This is a genomic window from Mycobacterium pseudokansasii (genome assembly GCF_900566075.1).
GTDB lineage: Bacteria > Actinomycetota > Actinomycetes > Mycobacteriales > Mycobacteriaceae > Mycobacterium > Mycobacterium pseudokansasii.
Map to the genome: position 1 here is coordinate 5,048,564 of NZ_UPHU01000001.1, position 11,817 is coordinate 5,060,380.

The 11,817-nt window shown below is 66.7% G+C and carries 10 protein-coding genes; 3 read left to right on the plus strand and 7 right to left on the minus strand.

The window, feature by feature from the left end:
* Positions 1 to 38: 38 nt before the first annotated feature.
* The 5 genes from purH to EET10_RS22665 form a co-directional block, all read right to left on the minus strand.
* Complete coding sequence (gene purH, locus EET10_RS22645) at positions 39 to 1,622, minus strand: bifunctional phosphoribosylaminoimidazolecarboxamide formyltransferase/IMP cyclohydrolase (RefSeq protein WP_122502516.1); 1,584 nt, start codon at positions 1,620 to 1,622, stop codon at positions 39 to 41.
* A gap of 7 nt (positions 1,623 to 1,629) precedes the next feature.
* Positions 1,630 to 2,259 carry a phosphoribosylglycinamide formyltransferase gene (gene purN, locus EET10_RS22650; RefSeq protein WP_036402008.1) on the minus strand — a complete coding sequence of 210 codons (630 nt, stop codon included), beginning with the start codon at positions 2,257 to 2,259 and terminating at the stop codon, positions 1,630 to 1,632.
* Positions 2,260 to 2,722: 463 nt separating this feature from the next.
* Positions 2,723 to 4,123 (minus strand): IS1380 family transposase, encoded by a 1,401-nt coding sequence (locus EET10_RS22655; RefSeq protein WP_122502310.1) that lies wholly within the window; start codon positions 4,121 to 4,123, stop codon positions 2,723 to 2,725.
* 185 nt (positions 4,124 to 4,308) lie between these two features.
* A complete protein-coding gene (locus EET10_RS22660) occupies positions 4,309 to 5,661 on the minus strand; it encodes a cell division protein PerM (RefSeq protein WP_081260764.1) in 1,353 nt (450 codons plus the stop codon).
* 38 nt (positions 5,662 to 5,699) lie between these two features.
* The gene (locus tag EET10_RS22665; protein ID WP_063468190.1) at positions 5,700 to 6,614 is read right to left on the minus strand and encodes a DUF5336 domain-containing protein; all 915 of its coding nucleotides are present in this window, start codon (positions 6,612 to 6,614) and stop codon (positions 5,700 to 5,702) included.
* Positions 6,615 to 6,825: 211 nt separating this feature from the next.
* On the opposite strand from EET10_RS22665, the gene EET10_RS22670 reads away from it, so the two are divergent.
* Complete coding sequence (locus tag EET10_RS22670) at positions 6,826 to 7,674, plus strand: LLM class F420-dependent oxidoreductase (protein WP_099187670.1); 849 nt, start codon at positions 6,826 to 6,828, stop codon at positions 7,672 to 7,674.
* A 63-nt stretch (positions 7,675 to 7,737) separates the two neighbouring features.
* Here EET10_RS22670 and sucD read toward each other — a convergent pair whose 3' ends face one another.
* Both sucD and sucC read right to left on the minus strand, forming a co-directional pair.
* Complete coding sequence (gene sucD, locus EET10_RS22675; protein ID WP_036402010.1) at positions 7,738 to 8,640, minus strand: succinate--CoA ligase subunit alpha; 903 nt, start codon at positions 8,638 to 8,640, stop codon at positions 7,738 to 7,740.
* Positions 8,641 to 8,654: 14 nt separating this feature from the next.
* Positions 8,655 to 9,818 carry an ADP-forming succinate--CoA ligase subunit beta gene (gene sucC / locus EET10_RS22680; RefSeq protein WP_036402013.1) on the minus strand — a complete coding sequence of 388 codons (1,164 nt, stop codon included), beginning with the start codon at positions 9,816 to 9,818 and terminating at the stop codon, positions 8,655 to 8,657.
* A gap of 379 nt (positions 9,819 to 10,197) precedes the next feature.
* On the opposite strand from sucC, the gene EET10_RS22685 reads away from it, so the two are divergent.
* Both EET10_RS22685 and EET10_RS29740 read left to right on the plus strand, forming a co-directional pair.
* Positions 10,198 to 11,175 carry a M23 family metallopeptidase gene (locus EET10_RS22685; RefSeq protein WP_246013746.1) on the plus strand — a complete coding sequence of 326 codons (978 nt, stop codon included), beginning with the start codon at positions 10,198 to 10,200 and terminating at the stop codon, positions 11,173 to 11,175.
* Positions 11,176 to 11,178: 3 nt separating this feature from the next.
* A complete protein-coding gene (locus EET10_RS29740) occupies positions 11,179 to 11,763 on the plus strand; it encodes a hypothetical protein (RefSeq protein ID WP_036402019.1) in 585 nt (194 codons plus the stop codon).
* Positions 11,764 to 11,817 lie beyond the last annotated feature (54 nt).

Sequence of the window (11,817 nt, forward strand, 5' to 3'; positions counted from 1 at the left end):
TGGATGCCGACGCTGACTTTCCGGGCACTTTCCTGCCCTCAGTGGGCGAAGTGGCGCGCTCCGGTGAGATATAGGGTGACACCGGCTTCGGCCGCCGCTGCAGTTACCTCGTCGTCGCGCACCGACCCGCCGGGATGCACGATCGCCTCGACCCCCGCAGCGGTCAGCGTCTGCAGTCCGTCGGGAAACGGGAAGAAGGCATCGGAGGCCGCGACGGCGCCGCGCACTCGCTCGCCGCCGCGTGCATTACCTCGTTCGACGGCCAGCCGCGCGGCATCGACCCGATTGACCTGACCCATGCCGACCCCCACGGTGGCGCCGTCGGTGACGATCACGATCGCGTTCGACTTCACCGCGCGGCAGGCGCGCCAGGCGAACACCAAATCGGTCAACGTCGCCGGGTCGGCCGGCGATCCGGTTACCAGCGTCCAGTTGGCCGGGTTGTCGCCGGGTGCGTCGAGCTGGTCGCGCTGCTGCATCAGCAGCCCTCCGCTGATCGGACGCAATTCGGCGCCGCTGTTCTGCGGTTCGGGCGCCAGCAGCACCCGGACGTTCTTCTTGCGCGCCAATAGGTCTAGGGCACCCGGCTCGTACGCCGGCGCGACGATGACTTCGGTGAAGATAGTGCTGACGTACTCCGCCATCTCGACGCTGACCTCGGTGTTGGCCGCGATCACGCCGCCGTAGGCGCTCAGCGGGTCGCAGGCATGGGCCTTGCGATGTGCGTCGGCGACGGAAACCGACGAGATTGCGATGCCGCAGGGGTTAGCGTGCTTGATGACGGCCACACAGATTTGTTCGTGATCGAAGGCCGCCCGCCAGGCCGCATCCGCGTCGGTGAAGTTGTTGTAAGACATCTCTTTTCCGTGCAGCTGCTCGGCTTGTGCCAGCCCTGGCCACGCGCCCGGGTCGGTGTAGAGGGCGGCCTGCTGGTGCGGGTTCTCGCCGTAGCGCAGGATCGCCTGACGGCGCCAGTTTCGGGCGAACCAATGCGGGAAGGCCGTTTCGGGCTGCTCTGGCGCCAGCGTCGACTGCATCCAGCTCGCGACGGCGATGTCGTATTCGGCGGTGTGCTGAAATGCCAGTGACGCCAGCTTCTTACGCTCGCCGAGGCTAAATCCGCCGCTGCGCAGCGCGGCAAGCACCCCGTCGTACCCGAGTGGGTCGGTGACCACGGCCACGCTGGGAAAATTCTTGGCCGCCGCCCGAACCATCGACGGCCCGCCGATGTCGATCTGTTCGACGCATTCGTCGATACCCGCGCCGGATTCGACCGTCTGGCTGAACGGATACAGGTTGACCACCAGCAGTTCGAACGCCGCGACCCCGAGTTTGTCCAGCGCGGCCTGGTGTTCGGGCTTACGCAGGTCGGCCAGCAGCCCGGCGTGCACGCGTGGGTGCAAGGTCTTAACCCGGCCGTCGAGCACCTCCGGAAAGCCGGTGAGCTCCTCGACGCGGGTTACCGGAATGCCTTTGCCGGCAATGGTCTTCGCCGTTGATCCGGTGGAGACGATCTCGACGCCGGCCGCCGTCAAGCCCTGAGCCAGTTCTACCAGCCCCGTTTTGTCGTACACGCTGATCAACGCGCGGCGGATCGGCTTCCTTACGCCGTCGCCGGTCATACTGTGCTCATCCCAGAGTCGCCTTTCGTCCGATGCAGGTCAGGCCGCCGGTGGCAATCGCGGCCACCACGTCGACGAGTAGTCGCCGTTCGATGACCTTGATGCGCTCGTGCAATGTCTCTTCGTCGTCACCCTCGAGCACCGGAACGGCCTGCTGCGCCAGTATCGGCCCGGTGTCCACGCCGGCATCCACCAGATGCACCGTACAGCCGGTGACCTTTACACCGTAGGACAACGCATCAGCCACTCCGTGGGCACCCGGGAATGCCGGCAGCAGGGCGGGATGGGTGTTGAGGATGCGGCCGCTGAATCGTGACAGGAATTGCGGCCCAAGGATTCTCATAAATCCGGCCGATACCACCAGATCGGGTGAATGGGCGGCGGTGACATCGGTGATGGCCGCGTCCCAGGCGTCGCGGCCGGGGTAGTCGGTGACCCGGACCGTGAAGCTCGGCACCGATGCCCGCGCCGCGATCTCGGCGGCCCGGCACTCGCGATCCACCCCGACGGCGACGATCCGCGCCGGATAGTCGCCCGCGGCGGCTTCCAGCAGCGCGTTCAGCAGCGATCCGGTGCCCGATGCCAGCACTACCACTCGCGTCGGTGCACTCGGGGGTACCCGGAGCGGTTCCTGCACACGGCGAGCCTAGTCTGGCGACGATGCCGGGCGCGCCAGCGGCCGGAGGAGGAGCCAGACAATCGGGGCTAGTCTGGCGACCCGCCATATCCGAGCCGGGCGCGCCAGCGGCCGGAGGAGGAGCCAGACAATCGGGCCCAGTCTGGCGACCCGCCATATCCGAGCCGGGCGCGCCAGCGGCCGGAGGAGGAGCCAGACAATCGAGCCGTCCGTGTAGGCGCGTCGAACCCGCATCCACAGCTAGTGCCACCCGGCGTGTCGGCACGCTGTACGCAAGCCTCGACAACCTAAGCCTGAATCCGTGGATCGATGATTTCGGGTGGTCATCGGCGGGTTCGGGCGAGTGGCGCTGGGGCGTGGACACTTTGGCGTGTATGTGATCCGCTGGCCTGCACCAGCTTTTCCTTTAGGGGTTCCTCGGGTCGGGCCTGGATGGCGGGGTGGACAGGGGCTGGCCGCTTGGTCAAGCGGCGCGGGGTTGCGCAGTCGGGTAGCCGATGACGCTGTCCCACAGGGCTTTCCACTCGACTTGTCGGGGCCAGTGGACGGGTAGGTGCAGCATCGGTTTGCGGGCCGGTGCGGCGAAGCGGGCGGGCACGTTGACCAGGTCGCGGCGCAGGGTGGCACCGCGGGCCACGATGTGGTGACCGCCGGCGAGGGTCCCGGTGGCGCGCAGCAGGTTATGGGCGATCACCGCGCAGGCCAACCAGGCGCAGTTCGCGGCGAACAGCCCTGAAGGGATCCGAGCCAGTGGGCCATCGATCAGGTCGGCGAAGGTGGTCTCGATGATGGCGTGGCGGCGGTGGGTGATGTCGGCCTCGGCAGTGGGCAGCTCGGAGTTGGTCAGAAATGGGTGATAGCGCCACACCGGAAACAACGCATCCGGGTAGCGGGCGTCTTTGACCCGGCGCACTACCAGTCGGGCCGTGATCTTCTTGCCCCGCCCCAGCCGTAGGGTGTAGGGAGTTTCGGCGACCTCGGCATCGGAGATCAGCGCCCCGGTGTCAGGGTCTTCGACCGCGCCCGGGTAGTGCACCGGGGTGTAGGCGGCCTCGTCGATGCCCTCGACCGCGGTGGTAATGGCCCGATTTCGGGTCATCGACAGGGAGAACTCGACGCCTTCGGCGATGCAGGCGCCGATCACCTTTTTATTGCCGAACGCGGTGTCGCCGCGCAGCATGATCTTGCCGGCCCCGCACCCGCGGGCGGTGGTGATGGCTTGTTTGACCTGCCAGGCCGCGGCGCGGCCGGAGCCGGCCTTACCGCTGCGCAGCCGCGCCTCGGCGATCACCGGTGGGGCCTGCGCGGTCGAGATCGTGGTGATCTGCGGCGACAGACCCAACCGCAGCAGCGCACGGCTGGCGATCTTGGCGTGCCCGAACGAAGCACCCTGCTTATGGCGCCCGTAGACCGGACGCAGCAGCGAGTCGATGTCCAAAAAGGCGCGCTCTTCGATGCCGGGCAACAGCGGCACCCGCTGCGCGAGCGCCACCAGATGCGCGCGAGCCACGGCCGCGAGCTGGTTGGCATGCCCGAAAGTGAACTCGCGCAAGAAGATCCCCAATGTCGAGGGCGCATACACCTCGTTGAACACCCGTGGCGTGCCGCCGGCACGCAACACGTCGACGTCGTCGATGCAGTCCGCGCCGCACATCATCCCGGCGATGATCGAGGTCAGCTTCCCGACCGGGTTGACCGCACCGGAGGCCACCCGTGTCGACGGCAGATCCACATGCTCACCGATCAATTCCGAAAGCCCGGTCTGCTCAGCCAATTCCAGCACCGGAACCAAACCCGCGGCCGACACCAGATTCGGCTCGTCAAACACCGCCGACCCGAGAGTGAACGTATACGATGAATGCACCGAAAATGCCTTCCTGAACACTGGAAAAAGACGACTTCAGCACTCGTATTATCCCAGGCCAGAAGGCATTTTCGCTGTTCACACGCCGATCAAACCACCAGCCGATCCACGGATTCAGGCTAAGTACAGGCTCGCTTGCGAGGACACCACGCTACCGCAGCAGGCGGCGCACCATGTGCAGCCGGCTAATCCTCGCGCGGGGGGGCTGAGTCCGACCCGGCTTCATCTGCTGCGGACCCTTCGTCGTCGCCGGGAACCTCGAGGCCGGCGTCCGCGAGATGCGGCGAATCTTCGTCCACATCACGCGGCTGATCGTACTCGTCGAACGCGACCGCAGGCGTTTCTTCCGCCACCGGCGGGACGGGCCGCGGTTTCGGCGAGCGCGGACGCCTGGTGATCCCGCCGGCCATCGCCACCGTGAGGCAGCCGATGACGGTGAACCAAAAGAACACACCGATCAGCAAGGCCCCCTCGTCGACGCCGACAGCGCCGAAGTTGCCCAGCTTGCCGCCGCCGGCGTAACCGAGCAGCGCCATCACCAACGCCCCGATCACCGCGGCCACCAACACCTTGGCCATCGCCGGAAGCACCGGCAGCGGCCGGCGGGCGCACTGCTGCCCCAGCGCGACCCCAGATGCTGCTCCGATGATCAGCAAGACGACCCACGCCGGCCCGAGCGGCGGCGTGGGTACTGCGGCAAGGATCGGCACGGCTGGAATGTCGCCGCCGAAGACGGTGAACGAGCTGAACGTCGCAAAGCCGATATGGGCACTGGACCCCACCGCGACCGCCGCGGCGCCGACGAAGACGTTGGGTGCATACAGCACCGAGAGCAGCGTGAGATTGAATTGGCCCCAGATCGAGTCGGTGATCCCGTAGAGCTCTTGCATCGTCGCCCAGTGAACAACCAGCGACCCTGCCGTCACCAAGCCGGATAGTCCCAGCAACGCCAACACGCCGCCGGCAGCGGCTCGCACCGAATCGCCCAGCCAATTCGGAAGTCGCGAAGCCGCCAAAGCCCGTCTGCCCACCCGCGACCACACCCCGATCGCCGCGCCGATGGCATGCACTACCAGCACGCCGGTGAATGCCCGCAGCGCGCTGGGTGTCTGTAGTTCGGTGATGACCGACGACGCGTCGTGGATGACCGCCAGGGCGATCGCCGCGATCAGCAGCGGCCCGCCCAGCGCCGACGCGACAACCCATCGCACAACAAGCCAAGACGAATAGGGCGAGGTGGCCAAGGCCGTCGTGCGCGCGGTGCCCCATACCATCAGCAGAACCGGCAACAGCGGCATCACGGCGAGTTCACGACCGCCGATCGAGATCGGCACCTGGTGCACGCCCAGCCACATACTGGCGATCGCGCCCAGCGCCCCCGTCATGTCGCTGTTGGCGATCAGTAGCTGCAGCAGCGTAACGGCGGCGATGATGACCAGCGCCATCACGGCAGGAGCGAACGCAACCTTGACGAGGTCGCGTGCCTGGCGAGCACCCGCTGCTCGGTTGTCCTCGTTTTTTGCCGACACCCTATTCACTCTTCGCGCACGTGCCTACTCAGCGCGAGAGCGCCCGATTAGACCGGCGCCGAACCGGGTGACGACGACTGCTGGCCGTGCCCCTGCCCATAAGACTGCGGCCCCCCGGCGGGGTTTGAGTAGTTGACCGGAGCCGACCCGGCCTGGGATCCCGTTCCGGCACTGACCGGCGGCGGTGGGCCGAAGCTCGGGAAGCCGGTGGGTGGGGTGGACGGACCCTGGTGCATCGGCTGGGGCGCCGACTGGGCGGGTTGCTGGGCGCCGAACCCGCCGGTCGACGGGCTGGAGCCGGCGCTGGACGAATAACCGCCATATTGCGATCCATATCCGGCCGGCTGCGCAGGGCTGGGTGCGGCCTGCTGCTGCGCGCTCGGTTGACCGTAATACCCGCCGGGCTGACCGCCGTACTGTCCGTATTGGCCGTACTGGCCATACTGGCCGTAAGCATCGAATTTGGGCCGCGGCGCCGGCGCCGAGATGACACCCGCATCCAACAGCAGCGCGCCAACCGCGGCAACCGCCTCAAACACGATGAACACCAACACAACCCACAGTGCCCAGCCGGTCGAATAGGCGCTTGGCTTGTTGAAGGTCGCCGAGATCATCAGCAACACGCCCAACACCGAGACCACCGCGGCGATGGCCACGTAGCTCTTGGCCTTGGGCAGCAGACTCACCCCGGCAAGCAGTGCGGCCAGCAGAGCCAGGCCGACGGCTAACCCGGTATCGCCGGAAACCTCGCTGCCGGCCCCGCCGAGTTCTGAACTGACCGTGAACATCGGTCCGAAGCTCGCGAGATACGCCAGCAGCCCGAGCGCGGCAACCGCCATGCTCAGGTACATCGGAAGCTTGCTGACACCGTCGTCAGCCTTGGCGAACGACGGTGTGGCGCCTCCGTAGGAGCCGGCCGATTGCGCGGGCGGATATCCGGGACTACCTGGTGAGTAGGTCATGGCTCCTCCTGTTACCTCCGGTGCCGTCGCTACGCCTGCTGCAATGCGACGATTGCTCCCTGCGACACGATTCGATGACCCACGCTAGCGCACCGCCGGGTACTCGCGCCGTGGCGACCTTGCCCCCGCGATACCGGCCCCGTCACCGCTTCCGACGATCGCCGGATGAGCCGCTTGCCCGGCTGAGGTAGAACACGTTCTAATTCTGTTCATGGATTACGGGCTTGTCCTTTTCACCAGCGACCGTGGCATCTCCCCGGCCGCAGCCGCGAAACTGGCCGACGACCATGGCTTTCGCACTTTTTACGTGCCCGAACACACGCACATCCCGGTCAAGCGGGAGGCCGCCCATCCCACGACGGGCGACGCGTCGCTGCCGGACGACCGCTATATGCGCACGCTGGACCCGTGGGTGAGTCTGGGCGCGGCTTCAGCGGTCACCTCCCGGGTCCGGCTGTCAACCGCGGTTGCGCTGCCGGTGGAGCACGACCCGATCACGCTGGCCAAAAGCATTGCGACGCTGGACCATCTATCCGGAGGGCGGGTCAGCGTCGGCGTCGGATTCGGCTGGAACACCGACGAACTCGCCGACCATGGAGTGCCGCCGGGACGCCGGCGCACCATGTTGCGCGAATACCTCGAAGCGATGCGGGCGTTGTGGACCCAAGAAGAAGCCGCCTACGACGGCGAATTCGTCAAGTTCGGGCCCAGCTGGGCGTGGCCCAAGCCCGTGCAGCCACACATCCCGATACTGGTCGGCGCCGCCGGTACCGAGAAGAACTTCAGGTGGATTGCGCGTAGCGCCGACGGCTGGATCACCACGCCGCGTGATGTCGACATCGACGAGCCGGTGACGTTGCTGCAGGACACCTGGGCGGCCGCCGGCCGCGACGGGGGTCCCCAGATCGTGGCCCTGGACTTCAAACCGGTGCCCGAGAAGCTGGCGCACTGGGCCGAGTTGGGAGTGACCGAGGTGCTGTTCGGCCTGCCGGACCGCTCCGCAGATGCGGTTGCCGCCTATGTGGAGCGGCTGGCGGGCAAGCTGGCCGCCGCGGCCTAGGCGCGAGCAGCCGCAAAAGCCCCCGCACGCTCGGCGTGTCGGGGGCTTTTGCGGCTGCTCGCGCTAAAGAGTCTTCAGGATTTCCCGGGCGAGGGCCGCGGTTTCCGACGGCGTCTTGCCGACCTTCACGCCGGCCGCCTCGAGTGCCTCTTTCTTGGCGGCCGCGGTGCCCGACGAGCCGGACACGATAGCGCCCGCGTGGCCCATGGTTTTGCCCTCCGGCGCGGTGAATCCCGCTACGTAGCCCACGACCGGCTTGGACACATTGGCCTTGATGAAGTCGGCCGCGCGCTCTTCGGCGTCACCACCGATCTCGCCGATCATCACGATCAGCTTGGTGTCGGGATCCTTTTCGAAGGCCTCGATCGCGTCGATATGGGTGGTGCCGATCACCGGGTCGCCGCCGATCCCGATGGCAGTGGAAAAGCCGAGGTCGCGCAGCTCGAACATCATTTGGTAGGTCAGCGTGCCGGACTTGGACACCAGGCCGATCGGGCCAGGTCCGGTGATATTGGCCGGGGTGATGCCCACCAGCGCTTGGCCGGGCGTGATGATGCCGGGACAGTTCGGGCCGATGATGCGGGTCTTGCCGCCCTTGCCTACGTTGTAGGCCCAGGCGTAGGCGGTGTCCTGCACCGGTATGCCCTCGGTGATGACCACCAGCAACGGGATTTCCGCATCGATCGCCTCGATGATCGCGTCCTTGGCGAATCGCGGCGGCACAAAGATGATCGAGACGTCGGCGCCGGTCTTCGCCATCGCCTCCGCGACACTGCCGAACACCGGCAACTTGGTCAACCGGCCGCCCTTGTCCTCATGGGTGACGGTGGTGCCCGCCTTGCGCGCGTTCACCCCACCCACGATGTGGGTGCCCGCCTTGAGCATCCGCGCGGTGTGGACGGTGGCCTCAGAGCCGGTGATGCCCTGGACGATGACCTGGTTGTGCTTGTTCAAGAAGATCGACATCTGTACAGGTCCTTTCAGGCGCTCGCCAGCTCGGCGGCTTTGTCGGCGGCCTCGTCCATCGTCGGCACCAACGTCACCAGGGGGTGGTTGGCCTCGGCCAAGATGCGCCGGCCTTCGTCGACGTTGTTGCCGTCCAGCCGCACCACCAACGGCTTGTTGGCCTCACCGCCCAGGATCTCCAGCGCCTTGACGATCCCGGTGGCCACGGCATCGCACGAGGTGATGCCGCCAAAGACGTTGACGAACACGCTCTTGACGTCCTCGTCACCCAGCACCACGTCCAGTCCGGCGGCCATGACCTCGGCCGACGCGCCGCCACCGATGTCGAGGAAGTTGGCCGGCTTGACGCCGCCGTGCTTCTCACCTGCATAGGCGACGACATCGAGGGTCGACATCACCAGGCCGGCGCCGTTGCCGATGATGCCGACCTGCCCGTCCAGCTTGACGTAGTTAAGGTCGTGCTCTTTGGCCTTCAGCTCCAGCGGATCGGTGGCCGCGCGGTCCTCGAACTCGCCATGATCGGGATGACGGAAATCGGCGTTGGCGTCGAGAGTGATCTTGGCGTCCAGCGCCAGGATCTGGTTGTCGGGGGTGCGCACCAGCGGGTTGACCTCGACCAGGGTGGCGTCCTCGGCGACGAACAGCTCCCACAGCTTGGAAATGGTGACCGCGGCGGCGTCGAGCACCTCGGCCGGCAGGTGACCCTGCTCGGCGATGGAACGCGCAAACGCCACATCAACGCCCTTGACCGCGTCCACCGGAACCTTGGCCAGCCGCGCCGGCTTGGTAGCGGCCACTTCTTCGATGTCCATGCCGCCCTCGACCGAGCACATGGCGAGGTACGTGCGGTTGGCGCGGTCCAGCAGGAAGGAGATGTAGTACTCCTCGGCGATATCGCTGGCCTCGGCGACCAGCAGTTTCTTGACGATATGGCCCTTGATGTCCAGGCCGAGGATGTTCTGAGCGTGCTGGTACGCGTCGTCTGGGGTTGCGGCGTATTTGACACCGCCAGCCTTGCCCCGCCCACCGATTTTGACCTGTGCTTTGACCATCACCGGACGACCGATCTCGGTGGCGATCGCCTTAGCGCCCTCGGCGCTGTCGGTCACTCGGCCGGGCGTGCTGGGCACGTTGTGCTTGGCGAACAGTTCCTTGGCTTGATACTCGAAAAGGTCCATGTGCTCACTGTCTTCGCTGGGCTATCTGCTGGGCCTGTAGGCAGGCCTAGAGGCGGCGAAGCCAGATTCGGCACACCGCACGGTTGGAACTGTAGCGAGGCGCCAAACGACCGCCGCGATCGCATCCCGTCGGTGTGGCGCACGCCGCCAAACACCATCGACGTCCAAACGTGATACAGATCACATTTGTGCGTGGGTTATTGTCCTGAGGTTGCCAGCCCCATTGATGAGCGGATACCGTCTCAGGGTCCAGATAACGTTATGGTCACGATACGAGGACATTTCAGCATTGTCCCAGCACCGATTCGCCCGTCCTGCCGCGGCAGGCGGGCTTTATGCATCCCGCGATCGTCGGCTTCAACGTCACCACCGTAACGAAATCACCGAAATCATCCCGTTGGACGGATTCGACGGGTTCGACGAGCTGGAACACGCCGACCTCGACGAGCTGGACTTCGGCGATCCCGAGTTCGGCACTGATGTGCAGTTACTGCAGGCCCCCGAGCTCGACGACCTGCATGAGACCGACGACCTGACCCCCGCGTGGCTAGCCGGCCCGACTGAGGTGCTGGCCGCTCTGAGCATCGAGTCCGGAGGCCAAGCACCTGCCCCGCGCCCGCACGCCGCGACTGTCACCCCGGTGCCCCGGCGAGGCGGGCAGCACCGCAAGCAGCCGACCAGCGCGGCCAAGGGACGCCTGCTGATCTCGGCCATGGCCGCCGGTGCGGCTGCCGCCGCAGCGCATACGGCAACTCATCAAACCGACACCACCACGGCCGACACCGTGTTGAGCGCTAATGCGTCGGCGCTCACCGGAGGGTCGGGCGGCACTCCCCGGGGTGTGCAGGTTATTGCCGCGCAGCCGGCGGCAAGCGCGGCAGTGCACAACGCGGAACTCGCCCACGGTGTGGCGTTCGCGCAGGAGCGCGCGCAGCGTGAGGCACGACTGCAGCAGCCGCTGTATGTTTTGCCGGCCAAAGGCATATTCACGTCGAATTTCGGGTATCGCTGGGGTGTGCTGCACGCTGGGATCGATCTGGCCAACTCCATCGGGACGCCGATCTACGCGGTGTCGGACGGCGTCGTCATCGATGCCGGCCCTACCGCCGGCTACGGCATGTGGGTCAAGCTGCGCCATGCCGACGACACCGTGACCCTGTACGGTCATGTCAACACCACGCTGGTCAGCGTCGGACAGCGCGTGATGGCGGGCGACCAGATCGCCACCATGGGCAACCGGGGCTTTTCCACCGGCCCGCATCTCCATTTCGAAGTGCTCCTGGGCGGCACCGAACGGATCGACCCCGTCCCGTGGCTGGCCAACCGCGGAATCTTTGTAGGCAACTACGCCGGCTGACCGGTGACCGCAGCGAGCCGTCCCCCCGCGCCTGAGAACCCGTCCGAGCCCACTGGATCTCTCGAGGAACCGCGCACCCGCATCATCCGCCGGGCGCCGACCGGACCACTGCCCGCGATGTCCGATTCTGCGGCCACCCAGATCTCGCGCCACCCAGCAGCGTTGGACGCGACCGGCCGGGTGGACCACTTTCCGCCCCTACCGGCCGCGATCGGCCACGAGCCGAGCCCCTGGACGGCCGTCGCGGCCGCGGCGGTCAGCATCGTCAGCGGATGGGCCACCTCGGTGGTGGCCACCGACCTGATTGCCGGATGGTGGCGGACCGACCGACTGTTCTGCATCGCAGTGGGCTTTCTGGCCCTGGTCTTCGCCGCCGCCACCGTCACCGGCGTGATCATGTTGCTGCTTCGCCGGCCTCTGGGGCGCTATCTCATCGCGGCGGGTGCGGTGGTCGCGGTGTTGACCTACGGCGGCGTGTTCATCGCCGGTGCGCGCGTCGGGTGGGTCGTGCACACCCTGCCACTGCTGCCGATCGCCAGCGCGGTGCTGGCCCTGCATCCGGCGACCAAACGCTGGCTCGTGGAGTAGCTGGGTAGCTGGGGTAGCTGGGCTAGCTGGGCTAGTGCCTTTTGCCGAACGTGT